The sequence below is a fragment of the Streptosporangium sp. NPDC050284 genome, assembly GCF_044459525.1.
In the GTDB taxonomy this organism is placed as follows: domain Bacteria; phylum Actinomycetota; class Actinomycetes; order Streptosporangiales; family Streptosporangiaceae; genus Streptosporangium.
The window spans coordinates 253,538-266,669 of record NZ_JBITIZ010000005.1 but is presented as its reverse complement, the minus strand read 5'-3'; the positions used below and the strand labels follow the sequence as shown (position 1 = coordinate 266,669).

Genomic DNA, 13,132 nt, shown 5'->3' with positions numbered 1-13,132 from the left:
TCATAATCGGCCGCACGCGCGAACGACGACCCGCTGGACGACCACCGCCAGATCGTCATCGACCCATCACCGTCATCACGCATCATCGCCGGCTCGGCCTTACCGTCACCGGTGAAATCACCCACCACCAAACGCCCATCCACCGGACCCAACTCGAACGGCCCCGACGTGTACCACTTACCCGCGTAACTCACACCCTTCTTCCACACATGGAAACTGAACGTGCCATCGGAATTCTGATACGCCGCCACCACATCATCGGCACCGTCACCATCCACATCACCCGCGGCGACCCGCTCACCGACCTGCGACATCGTCCACCCACCGGACTCATAATCCGCCGCACGCGCGAACGACGACCCGCTGGACGACCACCGCCAGATCGTCATCGACCCATCACCGTCATCACGCATCATCGCCGGAGCCTCGCGCGAGGGGGTGGGAGAGGTGGAGCAGTTGCGGCTGGTGACGTTACGCGAGGTCTGGTTGTTCGCTCCGCCGTAGGCGACGCCGTTGAAGGTCGGCCTGACCCGTTCGGAGCCCGCGAATCCCCAGGATGCCTCCCCGTTGCCGTTGGAGTCGTATCCGAGCTCGAAGTGCAGGTGCGGATGCCCGTTGGAGGTCGGGCCGGTCTTGCCGACCTTGCCGATCGTCGTTCCCATGTTCACCCTCGCCCCGACCGAGACGGCACGGGACTCCAGGTGCAGGTAGGTCGTGTAGTAGCCGCCGCCGTGATTGATCTGGATCACGTTGCCGGCGTTGCTGTGGTAGAAGGACTGGTTCACCGTCCCGGCGGCGGGGGCGATCAGTGTGGCGCCGTCGGTGCCGTGCTGGTCGGGTTCCTTGACCATGTCGAGCGCGGGGGCGTGCGCCCAGGTGTCCAGCCGCCACTTCTGGTCACAGGGGAAGGGCAACTGCAGATTCGGGGCTGCCGCCGCGGTGGCAGCGCTCGCTGTGGCGAGCACGCCGAAGGCCGCGACGAGCACGGCGGAGATGCCTGCTCGTAAGAAAGCGGATATGGACATGAGGCTCCTAGCTGGGGATCGACCGCACCGGCCGATCTCTCGTCGAAGAGAGGCTCGGCATTCGTCTGTGCGTGGGATTCCGGCGATCGGCCGGAGGGGGGACGACGTCCACGAAGCGTCACGGTGATCTGATGCCGCAGGTCGTAGCGTCGCGCGAGTCGCGGTGACCAGGCAAAAGTGCCGAGTCACCATGTGTGGGACAGCGGGTTCGGAAAGCGTTGGTTGCTCTGTGTGAACGTTGCCTTCATGAAACCCGGCGTCCGATCAACGCACCATGACGTTCAGCCGGACATTGAACCGGACGTTGATCACGACATATGGTGTGGAATCACATCCGGTCAGGGGAAGCGTCAGACGTGGGGGACGCGTCCGAAAACTGACCACTACATATCGCATGGGCATTCACATCTGATCACGGGAGGCATCAGACGTGGAGGACGTGTTTGGCGTGCTGCTTCGACGCCATCGGCTCCGTGGGGGCCTCACTCAGGAAGCGCTTGCCGAACGTGCGGGCATCAGTTCCCGCTCGGTCGCCGAACTGGAACGGGGGCGCGGCCGAAGTCCGCGGCCCCGTTCACTGGAGCAGCTGGTAACGGCGCTGGATCTGGCCGGCCAGGAACGGGAGGAGTTTGTCGCCATCGGCCACTCGCTGTTCTGGGCCAGCCGGACCGGCCGACCGGACCGCAGCCCTCAGACAGAGAGCACCCCCGCCGCCAACCTGATGTGGAGGCAACTCCCCGCAGACCTTCCCGACTTCGTCGGCCGCGACGAGGAACTCGCCCAGCTGGCTGAAATCCTCGATCCCGGCAACCGCAACCCGAGGCTGGCGGTGCTCTCCGGGCCACCGGGCATCGGTAAGACCGCCCTCGCCGTACACGCCGGTCACCGGTTCTCGTCGTGGTTCCCCGGCGGGCATCTGTACGCGGCACTGCGCGGCGCCACCGCCGATCCCGTCGACCCCGTCGAGGTGCTCGCCCAATGGCTGCGGACACTCGGCGTGCACGGATCGGCCCTGCCCACCGGTGTGGACGCGCACGCCGCGCTGTTTCGGGACAGGCTGGCGGTGCAACAGGTGCTACTCGTCGTCGATGACGTGGGTGGATACCGCCAGATGGAGCAGCTGCTGCCGACCAAGGATGTCGCGGTGGTGGTGACCAGCCGGTTACCACTGACCGGCCTTCCCGGCGTCTCCTCCATCGACCTGCGGCCGCTGCCCGGGCCGACGGCCGTCGAGCTGCTGTGCCGGTTGGCGGGCGAGGACCGGGTACGTGCCGAGCCCGAGGCCGCGCTCGACCTGGTCTCGGCGTGCGACGGACTGCCGCTCGCCGTCCGGATCGCCGGGGCGCGGCTGGCCGCACGCCCCTACTGGATGGTCGAGACCCTCAACGAACGGCTCGCCGACGAACGCAAACGACTCGACGAGCTGCGCCACGGCGACCTGGCCGTACGTCCGGGACTGCACCTCGCCCATCAAGGACTCACCCCCACCGCCGCCCGGGTGTTCGCGCTGCTCGGCGAGCTGGGGGTGCCGTCGTTTCCCGAGTGGTCGGTGGCCGCCCTGCTGGGCGTCGATCCGGCCGTGGGAGCCGCCGTCCTCGAAGAGCTGATCGACGCGCGACTGCTGGAGGCACTCGGTCCCGACCAGGCGGGCCAGCTGCGATACCGGTTTCACGACATCACCCGGTTGTACGCGCGCGAGCGGCGGGAGTCCGAGATCGACCAGACCGAATGGACATCCGCGCTCGACCGTGCCGCCACCGGCTGGCTCGCCCTGGCCAGGAAGGCTCAAGAACACCTGGACTCCCCGCGCTTCCACCTCGACGACAAGGACCACCCGGCGACCATCGTCGATCGGCGGGCGGCGGCCGTCGCCGCCGAACAGCCCGTCGAATGGTTCGAAGCCGAGCGGGAGGCGTTGGCCGCGCTGATGTCGGCCTGCGCACAGGCGGGCCTGGCCGCGACGACACGCTGCCTCGCCGGGTGCGGCGCCGATTTCTACGAGCTGCGCGGATACTACGACGACTGGCAGCGGGCCCTGAGGGTGGCGCAGACCGCCTGCCGACGGGCCAATGATCGTTTGGGTGAGGCGACGATGCTGCGCGGGCTCGGCCACTACTTACGGTACCGACGGGAGCTGCCGGAACTCCGTAGCGGGTGGCCATCGCCTCCATTCGCAGGAGGCGACACCCCTCCTGATCGTCCTGATCGGAGTACGCCCGCCCCAGACCGGCCGCGGCTCTCAGGGCGGTGAGGCGTTCGAACAGGATCGCCCGGGAGGTCGGCCGAGCCTGCCTCTGAAACGCTCGTTCGGTGCTCGGCAGGGCACGTCAACGTCCGGCTTGGAAGTCAAAACCGTTCGCGGTGAACGAGCCGGCGGTGTGCCTCCTGCATCTCTTTCGGCAGATCGTGTGGCGCGAACCATCTCGCCTCCAGGATCTCGAAATCGTCGATTTCGAGCGTTCCCCCGACGAGTTCGGCCTCGTACGCCACCTCCAGGCGGAGCTTGTAGCCGCTCTTCAGGTGGACGAGCTCTCCGACGTCGACCTTCAGGCCGGTCTCCTCGCGCACCTCGCGGCGGACCGTGTCCTCGAAGGTCTCCGACCTGTTCGCGCACCCGGTGGGCAGCCCCCACTGCCTGCCCACCGGCCAGAAGCGATGCTTCAGCAGGAGCACGTTGCCATCCGCGTCACGGACGATCCCGGTCACCCCGACCGTGAACTTGGCGTGCCGGAGCCAGAGGATGCGCCACTGGAGCGAGCCGTTGACGAGCCTCCAGAGCCGGACGAGCAGCTTCTTCACGGTAGGTCCCATCTGCGGGTCGGCGCCTGTCTGAGGGCTGGACGCTATCGGGAAAAGACGATGCGGCGCCGTCAGTTGGCCCCGTCCCGTACGAGGCCGACGGCGATTCGATCGGGTTCGCCCCGCTGAACATCCGGCACCTGACCGGGAGATCTCCGTCGTGGGCCGGCAGTCCCCCGCCACGGACCGGGATCGTCCTTCGGCGAAACCGATCGACTCGCCAAGCTTGATCACGTTAGCGTGGCCGCATGCTCGAACCGCGCACCGACCGTCTCCTGCTCCGCCAGTGGCGAGACTCCGACCTGGCTCCCTGGGCCGCGATGAACGCCGACCCCGAGGTCCGGGAACACTTCCCGGACCTGCTGACGCATGAGCAGAGTGCCGCCTTCCTCACCCGCATCCAGGAAGAAATCGGCAGGCGGGGCTACGGGTGGTGGGCGGTGGAGGTCGTGGCGACCGGTGAGTTCGTCGGCTTCACCGGCCTGAATCCGGTCGAGGGCATGCCGTTCACCGGCGTGGAGATCGGCTGGCGGCTGGCGCGCTCGGCATGGGGCCACGGCTACGCCACCGAGGCCGCCCTGGCCTGCCTGACCTTCGGTTTCGAGACCCTCGAACTGCCGGAGATCGTCGCGATGGCGACCACCACCAATCTGCGGTCCCACGCGGTGATGCGCCGGATCGGCATGACCCGCGACCCCGACGCCGACTTCGATCACCCGAACGTGCCCGAGGGGCCGCTACGTCGGCATGTGCTGTACCGGATTCGCCGATAAGGCACCGGCGATCGGTCACCTGGCGAGGTTAGCGCCGCTAACCGCGCGAAGTGCCGTGTCCAGCGCGCTCACCACCACGTCAGTGTGGGCTGGCCCCGATGTGAACTTCTTATCCCGGCTCACCTCAAGACCGTTACTGGATGCACAAAACCCCCGATCGGTGACCGATCGGGGGTTGCGGTAGCGAAAAGGACGAACTCCTATTCGCCATTAAGGGATAACCGAAAACGGCTCAATCCCGGCAATCAGCTCAGAGGGTCGAAGTCTCCCGCCTTGACGCCACGAACGAAGGACCGCCACCCGGTGGAGGTGAAGAGCAGGTGGGGGCCGTGCGGGTCTTTGCTGTCGCGGACCGCGACCGCGCCGGGCAGGTTGGCAGCGACCTCGACACACTGGCCGCCGTTGTCTCCGGAGAGCGACGACTTCCGCCATACCGCGACACTCAGATCCACTCCTGTCTCCTTCCTGTGAGCGATTCCCACGCTCCGGAGCGATCAGACCAGGCGGTCGAACTCACCGGACTTGATGCCACCGACGAAGGCCCGCCACTCACCGGGAGTGAAGAGCAGGTTGGGGCCGTGAGGATCCTTGCTGTCACGGACCGCGACCGCGCCCGGCAGATTGGCGGCGACTTCGACGCACTGGCCACCATTTGGACCAGAAAGCGATGACTTCCGCCACACTGCATTGCTCAGGTCCATCCCTGCCTCGCTTCCTCGATCATTTTGAGGGACATGTGCTCAGGATAAGTCCATCGCCGTAACGCTTCATACTGACTTTTGATGGAAACTACGAATTCGTACTCGGTCGTAACCTGCCCCTGCACCGAGGAGTCCGCGTGGATGGTGTCCGGCTGACCACCCGGTAGTTCAGCGATCATGAAAGCGCCGGACATGCCCGCTATGCACTGCGGATCGACAACTTGTATGGAGATGGTCGGCCGTTTAGCCATCTCCAGCAAGTGATCAAACTGTTCGCGCATTACTTCTGCGCTTCCAACCCTGCGATGCAACACTCCTTCATCGATAAGAGCTGTAAACAGGGGGGAATCTTCTTTCTCAAGGACTTCCCTGCGTCGCACACGTGCCTGTACGCGCTCCTCCAACTCGTCAGGAGTGAGCCGAGGGCTATAGCTGAGCACATGCCGGGCGTAAGACTCGACCTGAAGGAGCCCAGGGACGAGCAGTGGATCCCATGAACGCATGGTGATGGCGAACGGCTCGACCTCCTTGGTCCAGCTCATGAACCAGACCGGGCCGCCGTGTCTGGCCACGATGTACTCGCGCAGGTCCGTGAAGTACGTGCTGCCGTTAGTGCCGAAGAGGGCGTCCAGGCGCTCGGCGTCGGACTTGGACGGGGTGCGGGCGGCGCTCTCCAGGCGGCTCACCTGAGTCTGGGTGCAGCCGAGGCGTCTGCCCACGGCGGCCTGGGAGAGCTGGGCGGCCTCGCGCAGGCGGCGCATCTCGGCGCCGAAGCGCGCGCGGGGGGAGCCCGGGTCCGGGGGGATCTCGTCGCTCATCGCATTCCTCCTGAAATAGAGAAAAACGGATTTTTGGTTATAGCGGCGATTCCAGGCCCTGGTATGAGGAAACCCTCGCCCGACATTCCAGAGCATCCACCGGGGTGTCGATCCGGCCATGAATCCACCTGCCACGCGGGCAATCTAATCACACGTCTTCTCGGAGAGACAGGACGAAAAAGAAAGCATCCTCATACTTTTAAATCAGGGGCGAGAACGAGTGATGAATGATCAGAACGGTGACCTTTCACGCCTCGACCGTATTCGTCGTACGCATCCGGAGGACAGGAGCGTCACGGCGGTCGAGCGGCGTGCGCGATTCGTTCACCTGACCCGGCTCAGCTGGGATCTGCACGGGCTCGGGGTGTGCACCTCGCTGGTCCTTCCGGTGGCCGGGCAGCCGATTCTGGAGATGCACACCGCGACGGGCGCGACACCGGTCAGGATCACGGTCGTCCGGCGCCACTGCGGCTGGGCGTTCGTCTGGCGGCCCTGGTGGGCACGGCTGTGGCAGCGCGGGGAATGGGTCTGGGCGGAGGCCGACAACGCGGCCGACATGATCATGTCGGCGGTGACCGCATGAGGTCCGAGCGGGAGACGCAGGGGGAAGAGAGCGACCGCTCCGGGCATCGCGGTGACGGGACTTCAACGATGTCACCGGCGGAAGCCGGGCGTCACGACACGATGCCGTGGGCGGGTGGGCCGTACAGCGCGTGGCGGCAGGTCTTTCCCGGCCGGGTGGCATCCGTGCCGGAGGTGCGGGCCTGGGCGCGGGACCTGCTGGCCGGGCGCGTCGCGGCCCCGGTGCTCGACGACGTACTGCTCCTGCTGAGCGAGCTGGCCACGAACGCGGTGGCCCACTCCGACTCCGGACGCACCACGGACGGCCGCCTCACCGTCTACCTGGCCCGCACCACCACGCTGGTCCACGTGGAGGTCACCGACGACGGCTCCGCCACGAGCGCGCCCGCCGTACGCGTACCGGAGGCCGACGACGACGGCGGGCGAGGGCTGTGGCTCGTCGACCTGCTCGCCACCGAGTGGGGATCCCACCACGACGGCACGGGCAGGTCGGTCTGGTACCAGGTCACGGGGTAGTGCCCAGGGTCGTGGAGGTCAGCACGTCGAACGGGTTGACGACGGACACCCAGTGTCGGATAAATCCCTGTTTCTTCGACTGACCAGAGTTCAGTGGAAATCGACTTCCCGGGGAAGGTCCCGGTTTCGCGGGAAATCCATGTCGTCGTCCCAGTCGGGAGCGGCGAGAAGGAATCGCCTGAGGTCCGGAGCGTCGCTTTTTGGGCGGCATTCGGCGATGTCGATGGCGTCGGCCGCCCGCCCTCCGTGCCGAGTGACCATTTGAGGGCCTTCACTCACCGCGTGACCTCGTTGAAGCTCCATTTCACCCCCTGATTCCACCATCCGCTCACCGACGGCTCCTGCCGAGCCTGTCCGGACGCAGAGTAGTCACAGAATGAGGTCATGCGGGTGACCTTCGTAATCTTCCACCTCGGACCGCAACCGTCCGGTTCCAGGGAGCGGCTCCCTGGAACCGGAAGGGCGGTTCGAGTGAGTGGTCAGTTGTCCCAGGTGGCGTTTTTCAGGATGGTGGCGAGGCCGGGGGTGGCCCACTGGTCGATGATGAGGATCTTCGACTGTGGCAGATACCACTCGCGCTGCTTGAACGTCGACTTCTGCTCGCCGCCGCTGTAGGTCACGCACCGGCCCGGCCAGACCCGGTAGTGCGCCTTGTGGGCCACCCCGATGTTGCGGTAGCCGACCGCGATCGCCTTGCCGATGACCTGGCCGTATTTGGGGTTGGTCGCGCAGGGCACCACGTCGGAGGCCGGGTAGAACGGCCCCTGGTCGGGGTTGTAGCGCCTGAAGCCCTCGGCGCCGGACTTGAGGGCCTTCGGCCCCATCACCCAGAAGCTGTCACATTTTGGCTGGAAGTAGCCGCCGTTGGGCCGCGCACAGGCACCGGTCACCACCCGGACCTGGTCCGCGGTCCCGTACACCCGCCAGGAGTTCGGGATCTCCAGCGACAAACCGCCGCGCAGCCGGAGCAGCGCGGTGGAGGAACTCGCGGACGCGGGGAGCTGGGCCGCCAGCAGGGCGGCTCCGGCGACGGCGGCCAGCGTGATCGTTCTCTTCATCATGACGGCGATGCTATTGATCCCGACTTGCGGGGGATTTGCATATCTCTTGCGATGGGAATCTCGCGGCGGGAACGGGCCGTTCCCGCCGCACGTGAGCTTCGCCCTACCGGGGCTGGGAGGGACCGGGAAGGGCTGGGAGGGAAGGTGGCGACGCGGACAGGAGGGAGGGCGGCGACGCGGCCGACAGCCTCGAATGTCCGGTTGTGAGGGAGGTCATACCTCGATCGTCTCGCCGATCCCTGTTCGCACGTGTTTACGATCATCGTTGTCGCAGTCTCGCCCCCAGCAGGAGCTGACCACTTGCCAGACCGAGACCGGGTACGTTCTCTCCTCGAAAACCCCCTCCTCGAACGTTTCGTCATCGCCGTCATCGTCTTCAACGCCATCACGATCGGCGCCGAGACCTCCCCCTTCCTCATCGAGCGGATCGGGGGCCTGCTGCACGTCGCCGACCGGATCGTGGTCGCGATCTTCGTCGTCGAACTCGCAGCCCGCCTGTACGCCTACCGTGGCGCGTTCTTCAGGGATCCCTGGAACTGGTTCGACACCGTCATCGTGGCCATCGCGCTGGTGCCCGCCTCCGGCCCGGCCTCGGTCCTGCGGGCGCTGCGCATCCTGCGCGCGCTGCGGCTGGTCGCGGCCGTTCCCAGCATGCGCAAGGTCGTCAACGCCCTGCTCGCCGCCACCCCCGGCATGGCCTCCATCGTCGGACTGCTCGCCCTGGTGATGTACGTCTTCGCCGTCCTCGCCACCCAGCTGTTCGGCGAGGTGGCCCCCGACTACTTCGACGAACTGCCCACCTCGCTGTTCAGCCTGTTCCAGATCATGACGGGCGAGGCCTGGCCCGACATCGCCGATCAGGTGATGGACGAAATCCCCTGGGCCTGGACCTTCTTCGTCATCTACATCCTGATGACGACCTTCGTGGTGCTCAACCTCTTCGTCGCCGTGGTGGTCAACGCGATGGACGACTACAACACCTCCGCCGAGGAGCAGCGGACCGAGGACAAGCTCAACACCGTGCTGAAGGAGCTCTCCCGGCTGAACGCCACGGTCGAGGCGATGCGGGCCCCCGGCACAACGAACACTGCGAACGCGGTGGACGCGGTGGACACAACGGACATGACACCTACACCTCGGCAGGAATCGTGCACCTGTGACCTCCGCGCCAGGTGAGACACGTTTTTCTTACCTGCCGATCCGGCATGGGACATCGGGAACCCGGGCCACGGAGTGATCGTTTCCATCTCGACCGTCACACCAGACAGAGAGAGGAAACCGTGATCTTCAAACGGATGCTGGGGGCCTTCGGGGTCGGAGCTCCCTCGGTTGACACCGTGCTGGCCGCGCCCAGAGTGCGGCCCGGCGAGCTCCTGAGCGGCGAGGTGCGTGTCAAGGGCGGCGACTTCGACGCCGACATCGAGTACATCGCCCTCGGCCTGGTCACCAGGATGGAGTCTGAGCACGGCGAGGGTGAGCAGACGGGCCTGGTGGAGTTCTTCCGTACGCAGGTCAGCGGGCCGTTCCGGCTGCGCAGCGGCGAGGACAGGGTGGTGCCGTTCCAGCTGCCGGTGCCGTGGGAGGCCCCCGTCACCGAGGTGATGGGCCAGCGCCTGCACGGCATGGTCATGGGGGTGCGCACCGAGCTCGCGATCGCCGCGGCCGTCGACAAGGGCGACATGGACCCGGTCGAGATCGCCCCGCTCGTCTCCCAGCAGGCCGTGCTCGACGCGTTCGTGCGGCTCGGCTTCCACTTCAAGAGCGCCGACCTGGAGCACGGTCACCTCTACGGCGTCAGCCAGCAGCTGCCGTTCTACCAGGAGATCGAGTTCTACCCGCCGCCCGCCTACGCCGGGCAGATCAACGAGGTCGAGCTCACCTTCGTCGCCAGTCCCGTGGGCCTGGACGTCATCGTGGAGGCCGACAAGCGCTCCGGCGGCTACAGCTCCGGTGGGGACGCCTTCGGCCGCTGGCAGACCAGCCACGACGAGGCCCCGCGCCGTGACTGGGCCGCCGAGATCAACGGCTGGCTCGCCGCTCTGTCCCAGCACGGGCACGGCGGCTTCCACTCCGGCGGCCACGACCCCTACGGCGGTCACCACGACCCGTACGCCCACCAGGGCGGCGGCCACTACGGCGGTCACCATGGCGGCCATCACGGTGGCCACGGCAGCGGGCCTGGCTGGGGCGGCGTCGCCGCGGCCGGGGCTGCCGGTGTGGTCGGCGGCTTCGTCGCCGCCGAGGTCGTCGACGAGATCTTCGAGGACGACGAGGGCGAAGACGAGTAGTGAGACCTCGGTGAGATCAACCCGTTGATCTCGGTTGATCTCACCGGAGAGGCCACACCGCCGACGGCCCGTCTCGCCCGCGCAGCGGGGCGGGCCACGCGTCGTGGTTTCCTCAGTACCTGCCGCAGGCGTAGCCGGTCAGGGTGCCGGTACGGGCCTTTTGAGCACCTCCGCCAGGAGTGAGAAACTCTCGCCGCCCCGACCCGCGTCGATCGCCTGCCTCGCGACGGCGTGGGCGGCGTTCATCACGCCGGTGTCGATGCCCCGGGCGCGGGCCGCGTGGATGATGTGTTCCATGCTGGCCGCGGCCGACACGATGGTGGACTCGTCGCCCGGGTGCTCGCCGTTGTCGACCTGCTCCGCGAACTCGTCGATGATGTCGGGCAGCAGGGCGCCGATCCCCTTGGCGAGCGGAGCGAGGTCCCTGGCGGCGATGTTCTCGGCGGACGCCAGTGCGAAGGCGTGGACGAGACCGCTCATGGACGTCCAGAAGAGGTCGAGCAGGGCGAGGTCGTGCGCCGCCGCCCTTCCGGGATCCGCACCCAGGTACGCGGAGGTGCCGCCCAGGCTCGCCAGCGCCCGCTGATGGGCGCGGTGGATCTCCTCAGGCCCGCTGTACAGGACGACGGCCGCCGGTCCGCCGATGGTCTGCGTCGGGGTCATGATGGCGCCGTCGAGATAGTCGACGCCGCGCTCGGCGGTCCACGCGGCCATCTGGCGCGCGTGCTCCGGGGTGTCGGCGGTGAGGTTGACCAGGGTGCGACCCTTCAGCGCGTCGGCGGCCGGTTCGACGATCGCCCGCACGGCATCGTAGTCGATCACACAGGCGATCGTGAGCGGGCTCGCCGTGACCGCGTCGGCGACCGTGTCCGCGCGGGTCGCGCCCCGCGCGACGAGGGCTTCGGCTTTCGCGGCCGTGCGGTTCCAGACGGTCGTGGGATGGCCGTTGTCCAGGAAGGCTCCGGCCAGCGCCTGCCCCATCGGTCCCAGGCCGAGGACCGTCACCGGTACGGGATGGTCGTGGGTCATCTTCTTACTCCGATCCGAGGTCGTTCGATCCGGCGTCCGAGCCCCTCGCGGGGTCCGTACGGAGCAGGTCGATCAGGGCCGAGAGGCCGTCGCCGCCTCTGCCTGCGGCGACCCCCCGGTGAAGCAGCGCTCCCATGGGCTCAAGCAGCTCGGTGCCGATGCCCTGGTCCCTGCCGGTCTCCAGCAGGTTGACGAAGCCCGTCGCCTGCATCTCCAGGTTCGAGACGGTGGCCGAGTGGTCGTTCGTGTCGTACGCCTTCGCCATGTTGGGCAGGCCGGCGATCATGGCGTTGAGCCAGGAGACCACCATCGGCGTGAACTCCGTCGCCGGGACCTTCTCCGAGCCGGCGAGGGCGACGGCCTGGAGGAAGCCGCCGAACATCCCGTACATCGCGCTGAGCAGGGCGATGTCGTAGAGGGCCGCCCGGCCCGCGTCCTCGCCCAGGTAGCTGACGGTGCCCGTCGCCGACAGGGTCCGCTCGTGGGCGGCGAAGGCCCGGGGCGATCCGCTGCAGAGGACGAGCGATCCCGGACGCCCGATCATCGGGGGCACCGCCATGATGCCGCCGTCCAGGTAGTCGGCGCCCTGGGCGGACACCCAGCGAGCCAGTTCGCGCGCCTGGCGGGGGGTGCCGTTGGTGAGGTTCACCAGGGTCCGGCCCGCCAGGGCTTCGGACGCGGCCGGTGCGCTGAGGATGTCGCGTACGGCGGCGTCGTCCAGCACGCAGACCACGACGAGCGGGCTCGCGGCGATCGCCCCGGCGGCGGTGGCCGCCTCGGTCGCGCCCCGCTCCGCGAGTTCCCCGCCTTTCCCCGCCGTACGGTTCCAGACGGTCGTGGGATGGCCGTTGTCCAGGAAGGCTCCGGCGAGCGCCTTTCCCATCGCCCCCAGGCCGATGACTGTCACCGGCGGACGGCCGTCGATATTCATTTATCCCCCTGTTTCATACGGTGTCGGCATGCGAAGGTCCCAGTCCCGAATTTCTTCGTGACCCCGGGGCTGGGACGTTTTGATGCTGTCGCGCCGCTGAAACTTCCTCAAGTACCTACTATTTTGTCAGGTACTAACCTTTTTGTAAGTATGAGGAGCCGGATGAAGAAGCAGACCTACTCGTGCGGGCTCGACGCCGCCATCGACGTCGTGGGCGGCAAGTGGAAGGCGCTGATCCTGTGGGCCCTCCACTACAACCCGCTCCGGTTCGGAGAGCTGAGGCGGAGCGTGTCGGGCATCAGCGAGAAGATGCTGATCCAGCAGCTGCGGGAGATGGAGTCGTACGGCCTGGTGCACCGTGAGGTCTACCACCAGGTTCCGCCGAAGGTGGAGTACTCGCTCACCGAGTTCGGCCACTCGCTGAACGCCGCGCTCATCCCGCTCGGCGACTGGGGCGAGTCGCACATGGAGACCATCGAGGCCCTCCCCCGCCCCTGACCGTTTCCGCTGTTCCGTCTCGTCGGCACGCTCGCCGGGAGAGCCCCGACCCGCGCGGGACGGGAGCCCACCGGAAGCCTCCGGACGGAACGGGAGCTCACCGGGAGAGCC

At 67.2% G+C, this 13,132-nt stretch carries 15 protein-coding genes; 7 read left to right on the top strand and 8 right to left on the bottom strand.

Annotated elements, in window-relative coordinates; genetic code table 11:
• Positions 1 to 1,025: M23 family metallopeptidase (locus tag ACIBH4_RS14485; RefSeq protein ID WP_399172136.1), on the bottom strand; the 1,025-nt coding region annotated here is incomplete at its 3' end.
• Between the two features lie 430 nt (positions 1,026 to 1,455).
• On the opposite strand from ACIBH4_RS14485, the gene ACIBH4_RS14480 reads away from it, so the two are divergent.
• Positions 1,456 to 3,276, top strand: a complete 1,821-nt coding sequence (locus tag ACIBH4_RS14480; RefSeq protein ID WP_362763777.1) for a helix-turn-helix domain-containing protein — start codon at positions 1,456 to 1,458, stop codon at positions 3,274 to 3,276.
• A gap of 95 nt (positions 3,277 to 3,371) precedes the next feature.
• Here ACIBH4_RS14480 and ACIBH4_RS14475 read toward each other — a convergent pair whose 3' ends face one another.
• Complete coding sequence (locus ACIBH4_RS14475) at positions 3,372 to 3,824, bottom strand: NUDIX domain-containing protein (RefSeq protein WP_362763774.1); 453 nt, start codon at positions 3,822 to 3,824, stop codon at positions 3,372 to 3,374.
• A 248-nt stretch (positions 3,825 to 4,072) separates the two neighbouring features.
• Here ACIBH4_RS14475 and ACIBH4_RS14470 point away from each other — a divergent pair, with 248 nt between their 5' ends.
• Complete coding sequence (locus tag ACIBH4_RS14470; protein ID WP_362763771.1) at positions 4,073 to 4,597, top strand: GNAT family N-acetyltransferase; 525 nt, start codon at positions 4,073 to 4,075, stop codon at positions 4,595 to 4,597.
• A 245-nt stretch (positions 4,598 to 4,842) separates the two neighbouring features.
• Here ACIBH4_RS14470 and ACIBH4_RS14465 read toward each other — a convergent pair whose 3' ends face one another.
• From ACIBH4_RS14465 to ACIBH4_RS14455, 3 genes are read right to left on the bottom strand one after another with little or no spacing between them, the layout of a single operon-like run.
• Entirely contained in the window at positions 4,843 to 5,049 is a 207-nt protein-coding gene (locus tag ACIBH4_RS14465) for a DUF397 domain-containing protein (RefSeq protein ID WP_362512359.1), read from the bottom strand.
• A gap of 42 nt (positions 5,050 to 5,091) precedes the next feature.
• Positions 5,092 to 5,298, bottom strand: a complete 207-nt coding sequence (locus tag ACIBH4_RS14460; RefSeq protein WP_362512361.1) for a DUF397 domain-containing protein — start codon at positions 5,296 to 5,298, stop codon at positions 5,092 to 5,094.
• The gene (locus ACIBH4_RS14455) at positions 5,289 to 6,116 is read right to left on the bottom strand and encodes a helix-turn-helix transcriptional regulator (protein WP_362512364.1); all 828 of its coding nucleotides are present in this window, start codon (positions 6,114 to 6,116) and stop codon (positions 5,289 to 5,291) included. The genes ACIBH4_RS14460 and ACIBH4_RS14455 overlap by 10 nt, the downstream gene beginning before the upstream one ends.
• A gap of 223 nt (positions 6,117 to 6,339) precedes the next feature.
• Here ACIBH4_RS14455 and ACIBH4_RS14450 point away from each other — a divergent pair, with 223 nt between their 5' ends.
• On the top strand, positions 6,340 to 6,699 hold the full coding sequence (locus ACIBH4_RS14450) for a hypothetical protein (RefSeq protein WP_362512367.1): 360 nt from the start codon (positions 6,340 to 6,342) through the stop codon (positions 6,697 to 6,699).
• Between the two features lie 68 nt (positions 6,700 to 6,767).
• Positions 6,768 to 7,214 carry an ATP-binding protein gene (locus tag ACIBH4_RS14445; protein WP_362763768.1) on the top strand — a complete coding sequence of 149 codons (447 nt, stop codon included), beginning with the start codon at positions 6,768 to 6,770 and terminating at the stop codon, positions 7,212 to 7,214.
• Between the two features lie 479 nt (positions 7,215 to 7,693).
• Here ACIBH4_RS14445 and ACIBH4_RS14440 read toward each other — a convergent pair whose 3' ends face one another.
• Complete coding sequence (locus tag ACIBH4_RS14440) at positions 7,694 to 8,275, bottom strand: hypothetical protein (protein ID WP_362763766.1); 582 nt, start codon at positions 8,273 to 8,275, stop codon at positions 7,694 to 7,696.
• 300 nt (positions 8,276 to 8,575) lie between these two features.
• On the opposite strand from ACIBH4_RS14440, the gene ACIBH4_RS14435 reads away from it, so the two are divergent.
• On the top strand, positions 8,576 to 9,451 hold the full coding sequence (locus ACIBH4_RS14435; protein ID WP_362763763.1) for an ion transporter: 876 nt from the start codon (positions 8,576 to 8,578) through the stop codon (positions 9,449 to 9,451).
• Between the two features lie 104 nt (positions 9,452 to 9,555).
• Entirely contained in the window at positions 9,556 to 10,563 is a 1,008-nt protein-coding gene (locus ACIBH4_RS14430; RefSeq protein ID WP_362512379.1) for a sporulation protein, read from the top strand.
• 138 nt (positions 10,564 to 10,701) lie between these two features.
• On the opposite strand, the gene ACIBH4_RS14425 is transcribed toward ACIBH4_RS14430, so the two are convergent.
• Entirely contained in the window at positions 10,702 to 11,592 is an 891-nt protein-coding gene (locus tag ACIBH4_RS14425) for an NAD(P)-binding domain-containing protein (protein ID WP_362763760.1), read from the bottom strand.
• Between the two features lie 4 nt (positions 11,593 to 11,596).
• Positions 11,597 to 12,523: an NAD(P)-binding domain-containing protein gene (locus ACIBH4_RS14420; RefSeq protein WP_362763757.1), complete on the bottom strand. Its 927-nt coding sequence runs from the start codon at positions 12,521 to 12,523 to the stop codon at positions 11,597 to 11,599.
• A 162-nt stretch (positions 12,524 to 12,685) separates the two neighbouring features.
• On the opposite strand from ACIBH4_RS14420, the gene ACIBH4_RS14415 reads away from it, so the two are divergent.
• The gene (locus ACIBH4_RS14415) at positions 12,686 to 13,021 is read left to right on the top strand and encodes a helix-turn-helix domain-containing protein (RefSeq protein ID WP_362512388.1); all 336 of its coding nucleotides are present in this window, start codon (positions 12,686 to 12,688) and stop codon (positions 13,019 to 13,021) included.
• Positions 13,022 to 13,132: the final 111 nt, after the last annotated feature.

Coding starts and splice junctions, on each gene's coding strand:
- ACIBH4_RS14470 (WP_362763771.1), top strand. CDS start 4,073: ATGCTCGAACCGCGCACCGACCGTCTCCTGCTCCGCCAGTGGCGAGAC.
- ACIBH4_RS14455 (WP_362512364.1), bottom strand. CDS start 6,116: ATGAGCGACGAGATCCCCCCGGACCCGGGCTCCCCCCGCGCGCGCTTC.
- ACIBH4_RS14420 (WP_362763757.1), bottom strand. CDS start 12,523: ATGAATATCGACGGCCGTCCGCCGGTGACAGTCATCGGCCTGGGGGCG.
- ACIBH4_RS14450 (WP_362512367.1), top strand. CDS start 6,340: ATGAATGATCAGAACGGTGACCTTTCACGCCTCGACCGTATTCGTCGT.
- ACIBH4_RS14415 (WP_362512388.1), top strand. CDS start 12,686: ATGAAGAAGCAGACCTACTCGTGCGGGCTCGACGCCGCCATCGACGTC.
- ACIBH4_RS14445 (WP_362763768.1), top strand. CDS start 6,768: ATGTCACCGGCGGAAGCCGGGCGTCACGACACGATGCCGTGGGCGGGT.
- ACIBH4_RS14440 (WP_362763766.1), bottom strand. CDS start 8,275: ATGATGAAGAGAACGATCACGCTGGCCGCCGTCGCCGGAGCCGCCCTG.
- ACIBH4_RS14460 (WP_362512361.1), bottom strand. CDS start 5,298: ATGGACCTGAGCAATGCAGTGTGGCGGAAGTCATCGCTTTCTGGTCCA.
- ACIBH4_RS14425 (WP_362763760.1), bottom strand. CDS start 11,592: ATGACCCACGACCATCCCGTACCGGTGACGGTCCTCGGCCTGGGACCG.